Origin of the sequence: Agrobacterium sp. NPDC090283 (assembly GCF_044769685.1) — a bacterium.
GTDB lineage: Bacteria > Pseudomonadota > Alphaproteobacteria > Rhizobiales > Rhizobiaceae > Agrobacterium.
In genome coordinates, this window is the sequence record NZ_JBIVYG010000004.1 from 332,525 (window position 1) to 348,515 (window position 15,991).

Sequence of the window (15,991 nt, forward strand, 5' to 3'; positions counted from 1 at the left end):
TTGCGGTTTTCCAAGAGGCATGAAGGTCCGCAGCCCGCCGCTTAATCCGGGATTTCAGGCATCGACATCCATCCATTGCCGTGTGGATGACGAGCGCTGGATCGTTTCGACCAGCCGCTGGATGCGCAGGCCGGCGGCGAAGCCGAAAGGCTCTGGTGCCTGTCCCGCGATCGCCCGGAGATAACCCTCGATTTCGATGGCTTTCAGGTCGTTGAAGCCGAGCTGATGGCCGGGTGCGACGCAGAAGCGGCCATAGGGTGCGTGGTCAGGAGAGGCTTCTATTTTGCGGAAGCCACGGCGGCCGGCTGGATCGGCGGCGGAATAGAAATGCAGCTCGTTGAAGCGCTCCTGCGTGAAATAAAGCGCGCCCTTGTCGCCGTAGATTTCGAAATCATGCTGCATCTTGCGGCCGGTGGCGATCCAGTTGCCTTCAACCGAACCCTGCGCGCCATTGGCGAAACGCAGGAAGGCGCGCCCCACATCGTCCACTTCCACCTTGCGTGTGCCGCCCTTGCCATCCGGCCGCTCGGCAATCAGCGTCACGCAATCTCCCATCACTTCGGTTATCGGGCCGAGCAGGAATTCAGCTGTGGCAAGCGCGTGCGAGCCGATATCGGCAAGCGCACCGCCGCCGGCCGGATCGTGGCGGAAGGTGAAGGCGCCTGCGGCGTCAGCCATATAATCTTCGGCATGCAGACCGCGATAACCGCGTATCTTGCCGAGTTCGCCTGCCGCCACCATTTCCCGCGCCAGCCGCAGCATGGGATTGCAGAGATAGTTGAAGCCCACTTGTGTTTTGACGCCACGCGCAGCCGCGGCTGCGGCCATCTCGCCGGCATCCGCAGCAAGCGGCGCCAGCGGTTTTTCGCAATAGACATGTTTGCCGGCGGCAATCGCGGCAAGCGCCATTTCCTTGTGCAGGGCGTTCGGCGCGGTGATGTCGACGAGGTCGATATCCGGATCGGTGATGATGCTGCGCCAGTCCGCCGTGGAATGGGCGAAGCCGAAATCCGCAGCTGCCCGTGCAGCCGCATCTTCGGTGATGTCGGCAACGGTGTGCAGTTCGATCCGGTAGGGGAGGTCGAAGACCTTCTGGGCAGAGGCGAAACCGAAGACATGGGCTTTGCCCATGAAGCCGGTGCCGATGAGGCCGACGCGTAGAACGGGTTTTTCAGACATGGGCAAATTCCGGATTGACGATGAGGCCGGGATCGATCGTCCCTTTCAGATAATTGACGGCGTTCTGGATGGACGCGATGGCCATCCTCTCCCCGCATTCCGTCGTAAGCCCGGCAATATGCGGCGACAGGACGGTGTTGAACTGCGATAACAGCGGCGAGGAGCTTTCCGGCGGCTCGTCGTCGAAGACATCCAGCCCGGCCGCACCGACATGACCCGAGGCAAGTGCTTCGCTGAGCGCCTTTTCGCAAACGACACCGCCACGGGCCGTGTTTGACAGGACGACACCGGGTTTCATCAGTGCGATTTCGGCGGCCCCGATTGCCGGGCTTGCTCCCTTGGGAATATGCACGGAAATATAGTCGGCCCAGGGCAGGCCCTCTTCCAGCGATACGGGTCTTGTTGGCCCTTCGGGCCATCCCGATTGCAGCAGGTAGGGGTCGTAGGCGCGGATATGCATGCCGAAACCCGAAGCCATTCTGGCGAGATGCCGCCCGATCCGGCCATAACCGAGGATGAGGAGGTTCTTGCCGGATATTTCCTGTTGCTCCAGCCTGTTGCGCCAGCTCCACTGTCCGGGCTCCCGGACAGCGCGGTCGGCGAGTATGGCCCGCTTTGCCGCCGCCAGCAGCAGCATCATCGCATGTTCGGCGACGGAGACGGAATTGACGTCGCCGACGATGGTGAGGGCGATGTTGCGGCGGTTCAGTTCGGCAAGATCGACGCTATCGTAACCCACCCCATGGCGTGACACCACTTTCAGCCGTCCGGCCCTGGCAATGGTGGCTGCCGAGAGCGGTTGCGTGCGGATGACGATGGCATCCGCTTCTTCGATGAAAGGCGCGTAGGAGGCTTCGGAAACATCTTCGATATAGCGGACGGAGAAGCCGAGGGCCGGCAGATCGCGCAGCATGGCCTCGCCGGAAGGATGAAGTTTTCCGGCCACGAGAAGGTTCGGCATTCAATACCCCCCTTTGCCATCGGTTTTTTTGGCGGTCTTTTCCACCAGCCTGCGCCAGGTCGCGGTCGATTCCGTCGCTGCAGCAGCCAGCAGGCGGGAATCGCCTGATACGGTGGTCATGTCGAAACCCCATTCCACTGCACGGGCCGCGTAATCCGCTGTGCCGCAATGGAGGGCCGCCTTGATGCCGTTGCGGTGGCAGGCATCGAGGATACGCTTGATGGCGTCAATGACCTCGGGCTCCTCGCGGTCGAAGGCAGGTGTCAACTGCCCTTTAGAAAGCGAGAAACTGAGATCGGCGGGGCCGACATAAATCCCGTCGAGCCCGGGGGTGGAGGCAATCTCTTCGAGATTGTCCATCGCCTCTGCCGTTTCGATCATCGCAAAGGCGAGGATTTCGTCATTGGCTTCCGCGGCATAATTGCCGCCTGCGGCGTAAACGGCGCGGGTGGGGCCGAAGCTGCGTTCCCCGAGCGGGGGGTAGCGCATGTAACGAACGAATTGCTCGGCCTGTGCCCGGTTGTTGATCATCGGGCAGATGATGCCATAGGCCCCGGCATCCAGAATCTTGGATATCCACGCCGGGTCGAGCCAGGGCACCCGCGCCATCAGCACCTTGTCGGAAGCGCGCATTGCCTGGAACATGCCGAGCACGTCCTTGTAGTCGACCGCGCCGTGCTGGATGTCGATGGAGATGGCGTCGTAATCCTGCGCCGCCATGATTTCGGCGCTGAACGGGCTGGCAATGGACAGCCAGCCATGCAGCACCGGACGTCCCTCGGCCCAGATTTCCTTCAACTTGTTTTTCCGCATGGGATTCTCCTGCAAGAATGTCTGTCGCTAGAGCATGTAAACGGAATCGTCGGATGTGCTCTAGCCCTTTGTTTTTCCGCATTTTCCGGACGTAAAACCGCTGCGCACTTTTACTGGAAATGCTCTAAAAGACGATCTGGGCGAGTTTGGTTTCGAGATAATCGCTTATCCCCTCGATACCACCCTCACGTCCCATGCCGGAATGGTTGGTGCCGCCGAAAGGCGCTTCGGATGCGGCGAGCGCGAAGCTGTTGATGCCGACCATGCCGGATTTCAGTGCCGCTACCGTTCGCCGTGCCCTGTCCGGAGAACGGGTGAAGGCATAGGCGGAAAGGCCCATGTCGGAGGCGTTGGCCCGCTCCAGAACCTCTTCCTCGGTGCTGAAACGGGTGATCGCGGCAATCGGCCCGAAATTCTCTTCGGCAAAGACCTTCATCGTGTCCGTCACGCCGGTCAGCACGGTGGGCTCGAAAAAGAAACCGTGGTTCAGGTGCGACGGGCGTTTGCCGCCATGGGCGATTTTTGCACCGGCGCGCACGGCGTCGGCGACCACCGCCTCGATGTCCTCAAGGCGACCGGCATTGATGAGCGGACCCATGCCGGTATCGGCATCAAGCCCGTCACCGAGCCTGATCTTCGCTGCACGGGCCACGAAACCATCGACAAAGGCGTCGTGCAGGCTCTCGTGAACGAAGATGCGATCCGGCGTGACGCAGACCTGGCCGCAATTGGCGAATTTGGTGGGCACGGCAAGATCGAGCGCGTTGTCGAGATCCGCATCGTCATAAATGATGAGGGGCGCATTGCCGCCCAGTTCCATAGAGACCTTCTTCACGGTCTCAGCAGCGTCACGGATCATTTGCTGGCCGACCCGGGTGGAGCCGGTCAGCGATACCTTGCGCACGCGCTTGTCCGCCATAACAGGGCCATAGGTATCGGCGGTCGAACCGACAACCAGATTGACGGCGCCATCGGGAAAGCCGGCTGCCCTCAGGCAATCGACCATCACCATGGCGACACCCGGCGTCTGGGATGAGGGGCGCAGCACGACGGGGCATCCGGCGGCGAGCGCCGGGGCAAGCTTGCGGGCCGGAAGGGCGGCCGGAAAATTCCAGGCGGTGAAAGCGCCGACGATGCCGACGGCTTCGCGGGTCACCTCAAATCGACCGCCGGGCACCCGGCTGTCGACGATGCGGCCATAGATGCGGCGCGCTTCTTCGGCGAACCAGCGGAACTGGTCACAGGAAAGCGTCCATTCACGGCCCGCCTGGGCAATCGGTTTGCCGGTCTCCAGCGAGATCATCTTCGCGCCCTCATCGGCACGGCGCAACATTTCGTCGGCTGCCCGGTGCAGCGCTTCGGCACGTGCGAAGCCGCCCATGGCGCGCAGTTTCGGAAGGGCCGCGGCCGCCGCGTCAATCGCATCGCGGGTTTGATCGGCGCTGGCAAGCATCACCTCGCCGAGCGCAGCGCCGGTGACCGGAGAGACGACCTCTCCCGTTGCGGCACCGGCAAGCCAGCGGCCATTGATGAAAAGTCCAAAATTCGCGTACATGGCTTACCCGATCTCGCTTGTGTTGACGGTGCGCCCCTCGGCGACAGAGCGGATCGCCGCTTCGGCGAGAAGCAATGCCAGCCGGCCGTCTTCGAAGCCGACCTCCGGTGCCTTGCCCTGTTCCACCGCATCGACGAAGGCGCTGATTTCCGCTGCGAAGGCATCGGCATAACGATCGATGAAGAAGTTCATCAGCGGTGCTGCCCGGTCGGTGCCGCTTTCGGTGTGGAGGCGCAGGTGATTGAGCGTCCGGTTTTCGGAAATCGCCATGCCGGCACTTCCGAAGGCTTCCACCCGCTGATCGTAGCCATAAACCGCGCGCCGCGAATTGCTGATCGTGCATTGTTTGCCCGAAGCCGTTTTCAGCACCACGGTCACGGTGTCGTAGTCGTCGCATTTTTCCATCAGCGCCGGGTCGACCAGCCGCGAAGCGGTGGCCGAGACTTGGGCGATCTCTTCACCCAGAATGAAGCGGGCCATGTCGAAATCATGGATCGTCATGTCGCGGAAAATGCCGCCCGACATTTCGATATAGGCGGCGGGCGCCATGCCAGGGTCGCGCGAGGTGATGACGACCTGATGGAGATCGCCTATCGTTCCGTTTTCGACGGCCTCACGCACGGCGCGGTGTCCGCTGTCAAAACGCCGGACGAAGCCGAGCATGATCGGCACGCCGCTGCCGGCAATTTTTGTTGCACAGGCGTTGACGCGGTCGAGGGAGAGATCGATGGGCTTTTCGCAAAGCACCGGTTTTCCGGCGGCAACCGCCTTTTCCAGCAGATCCGCATGGGTGGGCGTTGAGGTGGCGATCAGCACGGCGTCGACCTCAGACGAGGCAAAAACCGCCTCGGCCGACTCAAATCGTGTCACATCAAGCTTTTCGGCAATTTGTTTCGCCGAGGGCTCGTATACATCAAAGACACCAGCCAGTGTCGCGCGTGGATGAGCGACGATGTTTTCCGCATGCATGCGGCCGATACGGCCGACGCCAAGCACTGCAATTCTCAGCATTGAAATTTTCCTCCCGAGGTATTTGGCAATAATCATTGCAAAGTACCGAATTTGTCAATATGTATTCCAAAAACATATCAACAACCATCCGCAGGAGGAGGCGAGATGACCGTGAAGACCTTACGCCTGACCATGGCCCAGGCGCTAGTACGTTACCTGTGCAACCAGTTTACCGAGATCGACGGAGAGCGCGTTCCCCTGTTTGCAGGCGTGTTCGCCATTTTCGGGCACGGCAATGTCACATGCCTTTCCGAAGCTCTGGAGACGGTGCAGGACCAGTTGCCGACCTGGCGCGGGCAGAACGAACAATCCATGGCGCTTGCCGCAATCGGCTTTGCCAAGGCAAAGCGGCGCAGGCAGATCATGGTCGCTGCGACTTCGATTGGGCCGGGAGCGCTGAACATGGTGACCGCCGCCGGCGTCGCGATGGCCAACCGGCTGCCCGTTCTCCTCATTGCGGGCGATACCTTCGCAAGCCGCCTGCCGGACCCGGTTCTGCAGCAGGTCGAGCATTTCGGCGATCCGACCCTCACCGTCAATGACGCGTTCAAATCCGTGGTGCGTTACTGGGACAGGATCGTGCTGCCGGAACAATTGCTGCAATCGCTGCCGCAGGCGGTTGCCACCATGCTCGATCCAGCCGATTGCGGCCCGGCCTTTATCGGTCTTGCGCAGGATACGCAGGAAATCGCTTTCGATTATCCGGCAGTCTTTTTTGAACCGAAGGTCTGGAAAATTCCTCGGCCGCGTCCTGACCGTGACGCTGTGGCGACTGCCGCCCGGCTGCTGGCGCAGGCGAAACGTCCGCTCATCATTTCCGGCGGTGGCGTGCGTTATTCGCTGGCGGAAGAACGCCTTGCCGATTTCGCTGCAAAGCGCGGCATTCCCGTGGTCGAAACCATCGCCGGCAAGGGCGCGCTCACCCATCACCATCCGGTCCATGCCGGGCCGATCGGCATCGTCGGATCAACCTCGGCGAATGCGCTGGCGAAGGAGGCGGATGTCGTGCTGGCGATCGGTACCCGGCTTCAGGATTTCACCACGGGTTCCTGGACGGCTTTCTCCCGTGATGCGCAGTTCATTTCCGTCAACGCCGCCCGCTTCGATGCGGTGAAACACCGGGCGCTTTCCGTGGTCGGCGATGCGCTGGAGACAATCGATGATCTGGACCACGCGCTCGGTGCCTATAAGGCCGACGACGCCCATATGCAGCGGGCCAAAACGCTGTTTGCCGAATGGGACAATCTGCTTGACGAACACCAGCGCATCACCAATGCGCCGGTTCCTTCCTATGCGCAGGTGGTTGGCGTGCTGAACCGGGTTGCGCGGCCCGAAGATACGCTGATTGCGGCGGCGGGCGGAACGCCGGGTGAGGTGACCAAGGGCTGGCGGGTCAAGAACCCGAATACGTTCGATTGCGAATTCGGGTTTTCCTGCATGGGTTATGAAATCGCTGCCGGCTGGGGCTGCTCCATGGCGCAGGAAGGGCCGGGTGGTGCCGGCGGCGTTCCAATCGTCATGCTGGGTGACGGCACCTACATGATGATGAACTCCGATATCTATTCGGCCGCGCTTACCGGGCACCGGATGATCGTGGTGGTCTGCGATAATGGCGGCTATGCGGTCATCAACCGTCTGCAGCAGGCCAAGGGCGTTCCCGGCTTCAACAATCTGCTGGCAGATTGCCGCGTCAGGGACAGGGAAAATCCGCTGCATGTCGATTTCGTCAAGCATGCGGAAGCCATGGGCGCCCATGCGCGTAGGGCCGAGAGCCTTGCCGATCTTGAAGACGCGATGATCTGGGCGCAGGGCAATGACGGCGTGACCGTCATCTCCATCGTTTCCGATGCGTGGAAATGGGTGCCGGGCGACGCCGACTGGGATGTCGGTGTTCCCTCCGTCTCCAGTTTCGAGACAGTGCGTGCCGCCCGCGCCGCGCAGGAAAACATCCGCAAGGCACAGCGAGTGGGGGTCTGAGATGAAAGCAAGACTTGGTATCGCGCCGATTGCCTGGTGGAATGACGATCTTGCCGAGCTTTCCGATGATGTGAGCCTTCAGGAATGCCTGCGGCAGGCAAGCGAAGCCGGCTTTACCGGAATGGAGACCGGGCGCCGGTTTCCGATGGATATGGCGGAGCTCGGGCCGATCCTCGACCGCTACGGCATATCGGTGTGCGGCGGCTGGTTTTCCGGCCTGCTGCTGGATGGCGACATCGAGGTGGAGAAAGACCGCATCGCGCAGCAGATGGAATTCTTCATCGCCGCCGGTGCGCCCTGCATCGTTTATGGTGAAACGGCGCGCTCCATTCAGGGCGTGCGCTCCGCACCGCTTGCCACGAAGCCCCGGCTCGATGAGGCCGGCATGGCGGCCTATGGCCGCAAGATGTCCGACTTTGCCGACTGGTGCGCGGCGAAGGGCATGCCGATTTCTTACCATCACCATATGGCGGCCGTGGTGGAGACCGAGCCGGAACTCGATCTTTTCATGAAGCATTCCTCCGTTCCCCTGCTGTTTGATGCCGGGCACATGGCCTTTGCGGGCGGCGATGTCATGCGTGTCATCGAAAACCACCATGCACGCATTACCCATGTCCACACCAAGGATATCAGGCGTGAGGTTGTCGATGGGCTGGACAGGAGCCGGGAGAGTTTCCTCGATGCCGTTATCAAGGGCGCCTTTACCGTGCCGGGTGATGGCAGCCTGGATTTCGGGGCAATCGTCAAGGCGCTGGCGTCGAAACGTTACGAGGGCTGGTTCGTGGTCGAGGCGGAGCAGGACCCGATCAGGAACCCGCCGCTGGACATGGCCCGCAAGGGGCACAAGGAATTGCTGCGCGTGATGGACGCCGCTGGATATGAGGTCGTGAAATGAACCGTATTGAAGGAAAGATCGCCGTTATTACCGGCGGAACCCAGGGTCTGGGCGCAGCCGTTGCGCAGGTGTTTGCGCAGGCGGGCGCGGCGGGGATCGTCATCGTCGGGCGCGGTGTGGAAAAAGGACAGGCGGTCGCGGATGCCATCACGCAGAAATCAAGCGTGCCGGTTGAGATGGTCGCGGCCGATCTCGGCGATATCGATGATGTCCGCAGCATCATTCCGGCGACGGACAAACGCTTCGGTCGGGTCGATATCCTCGTTAACGCGGCAGGCCTGACGGATCGCGGCAACATGCTCAACACGACGCCCGAGCTTTTCGACCGGATGTTTGCGGTCAATACGCGTGCGCCATTCTTTCTCATTCAGGATGCGGCAAAGGTGATGATCCGCGAGGGGATCGAGGGTCGTGTCGTTAATGTCGGATCAATGTCGGGTCTGACAGGCCAGCCTTTCCTTGCGCCCTATGCGGCGTCCAAGGGCGCGCTTGCCACCGTTACCCGTCATGCCGGCTTTTCGCTGATGCGCCATCGTATCCATGTGAACCAGCTCGATATCGGCTGGATGAATTCCGATCACGAGCGCAAGCTTGTCCTTTCCGAAACTGGCGATCCCGATTTCATCGACCGTGCAGCGGCGGCCAAGCCGTTCGGGCGCATCCTCGATCCGCTCGAAGTGGCCCGCGCCATCCTTTGGATGTCCTCCAACGACAGTGGCATGATGACGGGCGCGGTTATCCCCTTCGATCAGTCGGTCTATGGCGGTTACGACGACGCGCCTGTGCCGGCGAAAAAGCTGGAGGAATAAGATAATGCGGACCATCAAGGGGCCGGGTGTCTTTCTGGCGCAGTTCGCGGCCGATGATGCGCCCTATAATTCGCTTGCCTCGCTGGCGGCGTGGGCCTCGGCCAAGGGCTTCAAGGGCGTGCAGATTCCCACCTGGGATACGCGTCTGATCGACATGAAACAGGCGGCGGAAAGCGATGCCTATTGTGATGATCTGAAGGGCATGCTCGGCGAGCATGGGCTGGAGATCACCGAACTTGCCTCTCACATTACCGGGCAGCTTGTGGCGGTGCACCCCGCCCATGATGCGATCATGGACAGTTTTGCGCCGGAACATGTGCGCGGCAATCCCGCAAAGCGTCGGGCATGGGCCGAGGAACAGCTGCGCTTTGCCGCCCGCGCCTCAAACCGCCTCGGCATCGACCGCCATGTGACTTTTCCCGGGGCGCTTTTATGGCCCTATCTTTATCCCTATCCGCAATGGCCGGAAGGGCTGGTGGAGGAAGGCTTTGACGAGCTTGCCCGCCGCTGGACGCCGATTCTCGATGATTTCGACGCCCATGGTGTGGATGTCTGCTATGAAATCCACCCCAGCGAAGACCTGCATGACGGCCACAGCTGGGAGATGTTTCTCGACAAGGTCAAGGAGCATCCCCGGGCGAACCTGATGTATGATCCCTCGCATCTCGTTCTGCAGGGAATGGATTATCTCGCCTTCATCGACCATTACCACGAGCGGATAAAAACCTTCCACGTCAAGGATGCCGAGTTTCGTCCAGACGGAAAATCAGGCGCCTATGGCGGTTATCAGCCCTGGTCCAAAAGGGCCGGCCGCTTCCGCAGCCCCGGCGACGGGCAGGTCGATTTCGGGGCGATCTTCACCAAGCTGACGACCTACGGCTTTGATGGCTGGGCGGTGCTGGAGTGGGAATGTTTCGTCAAAAATCCCGAGGACGGGGCGTCTGAAGGCGCGCGTTTCATCGCTGACCACATCATCCGCGTCTCGGACCGCGCCTTTGACGACTTCGTCAAATCCGGCGCGAACCGCAATGCCAACCGCGCCATGCTGGGGCTGGAGGAATAATGACTATCGAAAGACCACTTCGTCTGGGCATGATCGGTGGCGGTCAGGGCGCCTACATCGGCAATATCCATCGTCTTGCCGCACGCCTTGACGGCAAATGGGTGCTTGTGGCCGGGGCCTTCGATGTCGATCCCGAAAGGGGCCGCGCCTTTGCGATCAATGAAGGGCTTGACCCGGCCCGCAGCTATGGCAGCTATCAGGAGCTGATTACCGGCGAGGCTGCCCGCGAGGATCGTGTCGATGCGGTCGCAATCTGCACACCGAATTTCACCCACTATCCGATCGCGAAAGCGCTGATCGAGGCAGGGTTCGACGTGATCTGCGAAAAACCGCTGACCGCGACGCTGGAAGATGCCATCGCGCTGGAGAAACTGTCGCGGGAAAGCGGCCGCTTCGTTGGGGTGACCTACACCTATTCCGGCTATCCGATGGTGCATGAAGCGCGTGCGCGCGTCGCGGCGGGTGAGATCGGCGAGGTTCGCACCGTACAGGTGGAATATCCGCTGGAATGGATGGCGACGGCCATCGAACAGCAGGGCAATGCCCAGGCGGCATGGCGCACCGACCCGAAGAAGAACGGCCGCGGCGGCTCCATCGGCGATATCGGCACCCATGCCTATCATCTGGCCGGTTTCGTGACCGGGCTGAAACTGCAGTCGCTCACCGCCGATCTCGCCACTTTCGTGGCGGGGCGGGCGCTGGATGACAATGCCCATGTGATGATGCGTTATGAGGGCGGCGCGCGGGGACTCCTCTGGTCGTCGCAGGTGGCGCTCGGCAATTCCAACGGCGTGCGTCTGCGGGTTTTCGGCGCGACGGGTTCGCTGCAATGGTTTCAGGAACAGCCGAACGAACTCGTCTATACGCCGCTTAACGGGCGTGTGCAGACCATCAAGCGGGGCGCGGATGATCTTTCCGAAGATGCGAAGGTTCGAACCCGCACTCCGCCCGGCCACCCGGAGGGATATCTGGAGGCCTTCGCCAACCTCTATGCCGGTTTCGCGGAAGCCATCCGTGCCCGCAAGGCGGGCCGAGAGCCTGATGCCATCGGCCGCAACATTCCGCTTGCCTATGACGGGCTGAAGGGTGTCGCCTTCGTGGAGGCGGTGGTGGACAGCGCCGAGAGCACCGATCCGCGCTGGATTACCCCGGTGGCGGTATAGGCGTGCAGCCAAGGACGGATTTTGCCGGAAATCGACCTTTCGGACAGGCCATGCCGGTCCGAAAGGTTGTGTGAATTTCTCTGCCACGCCCTCCACTGAACCGAGAATGGCGGGAAGGACGGGCGGTGTTGCTTTCATAAAGGTGTGGGGGCAGGGTGCGACATGGCGCTGGAGGGGTTCGCGTGTCCATCATCATAAGGACCAGACGATTACATCTGCGGAAAGTCGAGAGCGCTGATCTGGCCGCATTGAGCCGGATCTATGCTGACCCGGACTGCATGCAATTCTATCCGAGTACCAAGTCACCTTCACAAACCCTTGCCTGGTTTCAGGAACTGGCTTTCGATAGTTACGACCGGCATGGCTTCGGTCTCTGGGCGGTCGTCGATTCGATCTCGGAAGAGATTATCGGCGATTGTGGAATTACGCTTCAGAGGACCCCTGCGGGCCTTGAGCCGGAAATAGGGTATCATCTCTGGCGCGGTTTCTGGGGAAAGGGTCTGGCGACTGAAGCGGCCATCGCCTGTCGCGACTATGCCTTTCACAACCTTGGTTTGCCCAGGGTGGTCAGCATCACCACGCCTGAAAACATTCCTTCACAAAGGGTTGCGGAAAGGGTGCATGACAGAAAAGAAATTTATCAGAAACGGCTTGGGGAAAGCGAAATTATCGTAGATCGTTATCTATATATCAGCGAGAAAAGGTGATCGGTCCCGGTCCAGGCGGACGATGAAAGATCAGGTGCTGTCGAAGAAATGCGGTCATCTGAACGACAAGAAGCTGGCCACCGCTGCGGACATGGCCGCGAAAATTGCGGCGGCGGCCCGGGCCCGGCGGTCTCTCGTGATCGTCGCACGGACAGACGCGGTGGCCGATGAAGGAATGGAACGGGCGATCGATCATGCTCGTCTATATGTGAAGGCCGGAGCGGACGCCATCTTCCCTGAGGCCTTGACGACCGAGGCCATGTTCGCCGACTTCGCAGCCGCTATGGATGGCGCACCTCTTCTGGCCAATATGACGGAATTCGGTCGTTCTCCCCCCATGACGGCCGACGCGCTGCAGGCGCTCGGCTACCGGATGGTTATCTGGCCCATCTCATCGCTCCGGGTCGCCAGCAAGGCGCAGCAGGAACTTTATGCTGAGCTTGCTCGCCGGGGAGGCGTGACGGATGCCATCCACAGGATGCAGACCCGTGCCGAACTCTACGATCTGATCGACCTTGCAAGTTATGAAGCGCTCGATGCCAGCATCGTAGCAAGCAGCCTTCCCCAAGCGCGGGAGGCATGGAAGCGTCAGCTGGATGCCCGATGAGCAGCATCGAAACAGGCGAGCGAGGGAATGAGCCGTGACTGACTGTATGCGAGCCTGACCGGCTGCGACCAATCGCTTCACAAAGAAGCATGGAATACCCATTTACTTTTATGATTATATAATGCAGTTTCTTCCCGTCATACCCATGGAGGTGGGTTCACGCGATAAGGAGGATCGTCGCAATGCTTCATCTCAGAAAATTTCTCGTGGCTGCAACCATCGCCGCCACTGCCGCGATGTCGGGGGCGAACGCCACGATGGCGCAGGGTCTTGAGCTCACCATCACTGCTCCGGCCGGAGCCGGCGGCGGGTGGGACTCGGCATCCCGCTCGCTCCAGGAAGTCATGATGGCCACGGGGGCGGCAAAGAGCGTGCAGGTCGTCAACGTTCCGGGAGCCGGCGGCACGGTCGGGCTGGCGCAGTTTGTCGGGTCGGCAAAGGGCAGTCCCAATCAACTCCTCGTCGCGGGCATTACCCTTGTCGGCGCCAGCATCTCGAACAAGTCGCCCGTGGATTTTACGCAGGTCACGCCGGTCGCCCGCTTGACAGGCGATCCGCTCGTCATCGTCGTTCCCAAGGACTCCCCGATCCAAACCATGGATGACCTGCTCAAGGCCATCAAGACTGACGTTGCCAAGGCCATCTGGGTCGGCGGCTCCGCAGGGGGCGCGGACCACATCCTTGCTGCGCTGGTCACCAAGGCCGCTGGCGAAGATCCCGCGAAGATCAACTACGTCGCCTACTCCGGCGGCGGTGAATCCCTGGCTGCCATGCTGGGCGGGCAGGCGACGGCAGGCGTTTCCGGTTACGGTGAATGGGAAGGCCAGATCAAGTCCGGCGATCTCCGCGCTCTGGCTATCTCCTATCCCGAGCCTATCGAAGGAATCGAGGCCAAGCCGTTGAAGGCACAGGGTCTCGATATCGAACTCGTCAACTGGCGCGGAGTTTTCGCAGGTCCCGGCGTCGAGGGCGCTGACCTCGAGGCTATCGAGGCTGCCGTAGAGAAGACGGTAAAATCCGAACAATGGCAGGGGGTTCTCAAGACGCGCGGCTGGACCGACTACTACGCGCCATCCGGTGAATTCAAGACGTTCATCGGCTCGGAGACCGAGCGCGTGCACGGCATTCTGAAGTCCATCGGCCTTGCCGACTGATTTCTCCCAAGACCGGGATGCCCCGTCTGCGGCATCCCGGCGACGAGGAAACAATGACCAGCAAAACAGCCTTTATCCACAACCGCCCCGCGGCGGTCATCGCCATCGTGCTTTTCGCTATCGCCGCCGTGACCTACTGGGACGCGAGCCGAATGGTCGTACGGGCCACATACGGAATGAGTGCCACCGCGGCTTCATATTTCGTTGCGATCCTGTTTGCAATTCTGGCGGCCGGCCATTTGATCAGCGCGTTCAAGCCGAATGATGTCGAGAACGAGGAAGTCGACTGGAAGGCCGTCGGTTGGATCGGTCTTGCCCTGTCGGGACTGATCGTGTCCATCTGGGCAGGGGGCGGGTTCATTCTGGGATCGACGCTGCTTTTCGCCTTCACGGCGCGCGCTTTCGGCCGCAAGGCATTCGTCACCGATATTTGTCTTGGCGCGATCCTCGGCATCATCATCTTCCTTCTTTTCAACAAGCTTCTGACGCTCGCGTTGCCTATGGGCCCGCTTGAGCGGCTGTTTTGAGGTCGCCATGGACACCCTCATCTATCTTTTCCAGGGCTTCGCCATTGCCATCGATCCCGCGAACCTTATCTACGCGGCAATCGGGGTCATTATCGGCACGGCGGTCGGCGTGCTTCCCGGTATCGGCCCGGCGCTGACGGTCGCGCTTCTGCTTCCCGTCACTTTCAAACTCGATCCCGGCGGTTCCATCATCATGTTCGCGGGCATCTATTATGGCGGGATGTACGGTGGTTCGACGACCGCGATCCTTCTGAATACGCCGGGGGAAAGCGCGTCGGTGGTGACCGCGCTCGAAGGCAATCAGATGGCGCGCAGGGGAAGGGGCGGTCCGGCGCTCGCCACGGCCGCAATCGGATCTTTCGTCGCGGCCCTGATCGCAACGGTCGGCCTCGCCTTCCTCGCGCCCGTCCTCGTTAAAGTCGCGGTCAAGTTTGGGCCGTGGGACTATTTCGGCCTCATGCTGATTGCGTTCGTCACTGTTTCGGCGACGTTCGGATCATCGCCGCTCCGTGGTCTGACGAGCTTGGCGTTTGGCCTCTGGCTCGGTCTTATGGGCATAGACCAGCTTACGGGCCAGGCACGTCTGACCTTCGGCGTCCCTGAACTTCTCGACGGGGTTGAGGTGACGACGCTCGCGGTCGGCCTGTTCGCCATAGGAGAAGCCCTGATCGTGGCGTCCCGACATCTCTACAGGCCGGAAAAGCCGATCCCGGTGAAGGGATCGATCTGGATGACGAAAGAGGACTGGAGCCGGTCGTGGAAGCCCTGGTTGCGCGGAACCTTCATCGGTTTTCCGATCGGCGCGCTTCCGGCAGGCGGCGCGGAAATCCCGACATTCCTCAGCTACAACATCGAAAGGAAGCTGTCCCGCAAACCCGAGGAATTCGGCGAAGGCGCGATTGAGGGCGTTGCGGGCCCCGAAGCGGCGAACAATGCTTCTGCGGCAGGAACGCTCGTACCGTTGCTGACGCTCGGCCTGCCTACGTCCGCGACGGCGGCGGTGATGCTTGCGGGATTCCAGCAATATAACATTCAACCAGGACCGCTCCTTTTCGCTCAGCACGCCGATCTCGTATGGGGCCTCGTCGCGAGCCTGTTCATCGCCAACGTGATGCTGCTGGTGCTTAATTTGCCGCTGGTTGGCCTCTGGGTCAGACTGCTGAAAATCCCGCTTCCATGGCTTTACGCCGGAATTCTGGTCTTCGCTTCCATGGGAACGATCGCGGCGAATCCATCCGTCGTCGAACTGCTCTTGCTGACCGGATTCGGTGTCGTCGGATTTCTCATGCGGCGTTTCGATTATCCGATCGCCCCTGCTGTCGTTGGCCTTATTCTTGGGCCTCTTGCCGACAGCGCATTGCGTCGCTCGCTTCAGATGAGTCTCGGTGATCCGATTGTCTTCTTACAACATCCGAGTTCGGCCATCATGATCGGGATCGCGGTCGTCGCTCTCGTCGCACCGTTCATTTTCCGCGGGCTGTCACGTTTCCAGCAGGACGAGGATTGAGTGGCGACCATCGACCCATCGCGCTATGGTAACATGGCGCGATGTTCCTTAAAGGGACATCGC

The 15,991-nt window shown here is 61.0% G+C and carries 14 protein-coding genes and 1 pseudogene; 10 read left to right on the forward strand and 5 right to left on the reverse strand.

The features are described 5' to 3' along the window. Positions 1 to 54 precede the first annotated feature (54 nt). From ACIQUH_RS08900 to iolG, 5 genes are all read right to left on the reverse strand, one after another. Positions 55 to 1,179, reverse strand: coding sequence for a Gfo/Idh/MocA family protein (locus ACIQUH_RS08900; protein WP_400813823.1), 1,125 nt, complete (start codon positions 1,177 to 1,179; stop codon positions 55 to 57). Continuing rightward, positions 1,172 to 2,140, reverse strand: coding sequence for a hydroxyacid dehydrogenase (locus ACIQUH_RS08905; protein ID WP_127755587.1), 969 nt, complete (start codon positions 2,138 to 2,140; stop codon positions 1,172 to 1,174). The genes ACIQUH_RS08900 and ACIQUH_RS08905 overlap by 8 nt, the downstream gene beginning before the upstream one ends. Beyond that, positions 2,141 to 2,953: an HpcH/HpaI aldolase/citrate lyase family protein gene (locus tag ACIQUH_RS08910; protein ID WP_400813827.1), complete on the reverse strand. Its 813-nt coding sequence runs from the start codon at positions 2,951 to 2,953 to the stop codon at positions 2,141 to 2,143. It lies immediately after the preceding gene. A gap of 124 nt (positions 2,954 to 3,077) precedes the next feature. Continuing rightward, on the reverse strand, positions 3,078 to 4,508 hold the full coding sequence (locus ACIQUH_RS08915; RefSeq protein WP_400813830.1) for an NAD-dependent succinate-semialdehyde dehydrogenase: 1,431 nt from the start codon (positions 4,506 to 4,508) through the stop codon (positions 3,078 to 3,080). Positions 4,509 to 4,511: 3 nt separating this feature from the next. Further along, entirely contained in the window at positions 4,512 to 5,519 is a 1,008-nt protein-coding gene (iolG, locus tag ACIQUH_RS08920) for an inositol 2-dehydrogenase (RefSeq protein WP_400813833.1), read from the reverse strand. Positions 5,520 to 5,624: 105 nt separating this feature from the next. Here iolG and iolD point away from each other — a divergent pair, with 105 nt between their 5' ends. The 10 genes and pseudogenes from iolD (at position 5,625) to ACIQUH_RS08970 (ending at position 15,928) form a co-directional block, all read left to right on the forward strand. Continuing rightward, positions 5,625 to 7,496: a 3D-(3,5/4)-trihydroxycyclohexane-1,2-dione acylhydrolase (decyclizing) gene (iolD, locus tag ACIQUH_RS08925; protein ID WP_400813837.1), complete on the forward strand. Its 1,872-nt coding sequence runs from the start codon at positions 5,625 to 5,627 to the stop codon at positions 7,494 to 7,496. Between the two features lies 1 nt (position 7,497). Next, entirely contained in the window at positions 7,498 to 8,391 is an 894-nt protein-coding gene (gene iolE, locus ACIQUH_RS08930; RefSeq protein WP_400813839.1) for a myo-inosose-2 dehydratase, read from the forward strand. Next, positions 8,388 to 9,200: an SDR family oxidoreductase gene (locus tag ACIQUH_RS08935; protein WP_400813842.1), complete on the forward strand. Its 813-nt coding sequence runs from the start codon at positions 8,388 to 8,390 to the stop codon at positions 9,198 to 9,200. Before iolE ends, ACIQUH_RS08935 begins: the two co-directional genes overlap by 4 nt. A 4-nt stretch (positions 9,201 to 9,204) precedes the next feature. Continuing rightward, the gene (locus tag ACIQUH_RS08940) at positions 9,205 to 10,263 is read left to right on the forward strand and encodes a sugar phosphate isomerase/epimerase family protein (RefSeq protein ID WP_400813844.1); all 1,059 of its coding nucleotides are present in this window, start codon (positions 9,205 to 9,207) and stop codon (positions 10,261 to 10,263) included. Further along, positions 10,263 to 11,426 (forward strand): Gfo/Idh/MocA family protein, encoded by a 1,164-nt coding sequence (locus ACIQUH_RS08945; RefSeq protein WP_400813847.1) that lies wholly within the window; start codon positions 10,263 to 10,265, stop codon positions 11,424 to 11,426. The genes ACIQUH_RS08940 and ACIQUH_RS08945 overlap by 1 nt, the downstream gene beginning before the upstream one ends. A gap of 182 nt (positions 11,427 to 11,608) precedes the next feature. Further along, positions 11,609 to 12,133: a GNAT family N-acetyltransferase gene (locus tag ACIQUH_RS08950; protein ID WP_400813852.1), complete on the forward strand. Its 525-nt coding sequence runs from the start codon at positions 11,609 to 11,611 to the stop codon at positions 12,131 to 12,133. A gap of 22 nt (positions 12,134 to 12,155) precedes the next feature. Further along, positions 12,156 to 12,740 (forward strand): annotated as a pseudogene (locus ACIQUH_RS08955) (isocitrate lyase/phosphoenolpyruvate mutase family protein); the annotation flags it as partial. Between the two features lie 182 nt (positions 12,741 to 12,922). Next, positions 12,923 to 13,894, forward strand: coding sequence for a Bug family tripartite tricarboxylate transporter substrate binding protein (locus ACIQUH_RS08960; RefSeq protein WP_400813855.1), 972 nt, complete (start codon positions 12,923 to 12,925; stop codon positions 13,892 to 13,894). 53 nt (positions 13,895 to 13,947) lie between these two features. After that, positions 13,948 to 14,421 (forward strand): tripartite tricarboxylate transporter TctB family protein, encoded by a 474-nt coding sequence (locus tag ACIQUH_RS08965; protein ID WP_400813857.1) that lies wholly within the window; start codon positions 13,948 to 13,950, stop codon positions 14,419 to 14,421. 7 nt (positions 14,422 to 14,428) lie between these two features. After that, complete coding sequence (locus ACIQUH_RS08970; protein WP_400813860.1) at positions 14,429 to 15,928, forward strand: tripartite tricarboxylate transporter permease; 1,500 nt, start codon at positions 14,429 to 14,431, stop codon at positions 15,926 to 15,928. The last annotated feature ends 63 nt before the right edge of the window (positions 15,929 to 15,991 follow it).

Coding starts and splice junctions, on each gene's coding strand:
- ACIQUH_RS08940 (WP_400813844.1), top strand. CDS start 9,205: ATGCGGACCATCAAGGGGCCGGGTGTCTTTCTGGCGCAGTTCGCGGCC.
- ACIQUH_RS08910 (WP_400813827.1), bottom strand. CDS start 2,953: ATGCGGAAAAACAAGTTGAAGGAAATCTGGGCCGAGGGACGTCCGGTG.
- ACIQUH_RS08945 (WP_400813847.1), top strand. CDS start 10,263: ATGACTATCGAAAGACCACTTCGTCTGGGCATGATCGGTGGCGGTCAG.
- iolE (WP_400813839.1), top strand. CDS start 7,498: ATGAAAGCAAGACTTGGTATCGCGCCGATTGCCTGGTGGAATGACGAT.
- ACIQUH_RS08915 (WP_400813830.1), bottom strand. CDS start 4,508: ATGTACGCGAATTTTGGACTTTTCATCAATGGCCGCTGGCTTGCCGGT.
- iolG (WP_400813833.1), bottom strand. CDS start 5,519: ATGCTGAGAATTGCAGTGCTTGGCGTCGGCCGTATCGGCCGCATGCAT.
- ACIQUH_RS08900 (WP_400813823.1), bottom strand. CDS start 1,179: ATGTCTGAAAAACCCGTTCTACGCGTCGGCCTCATCGGCACCGGCTTC.
- ACIQUH_RS08905 (WP_127755587.1), bottom strand. CDS start 2,140: ATGCCGAACCTTCTCGTGGCCGGAAAACTTCATCCTTCCGGCGAGGCC.
- iolD (WP_400813837.1), top strand. CDS start 5,625: ATGACCGTGAAGACCTTACGCCTGACCATGGCCCAGGCGCTAGTACGT.
- ACIQUH_RS08935 (WP_400813842.1), top strand. CDS start 8,388: ATGAACCGTATTGAAGGAAAGATCGCCGTTATTACCGGCGGAACCCAG.
- ACIQUH_RS08970 (WP_400813860.1), top strand. CDS start 14,429: ATGGACACCCTCATCTATCTTTTCCAGGGCTTCGCCATTGCCATCGAT.
- ACIQUH_RS08965 (WP_400813857.1), top strand. CDS start 13,948: ATGACCAGCAAAACAGCCTTTATCCACAACCGCCCCGCGGCGGTCATC.
- ACIQUH_RS08960 (WP_400813855.1), top strand. CDS start 12,923: ATGCTTCATCTCAGAAAATTTCTCGTGGCTGCAACCATCGCCGCCACT.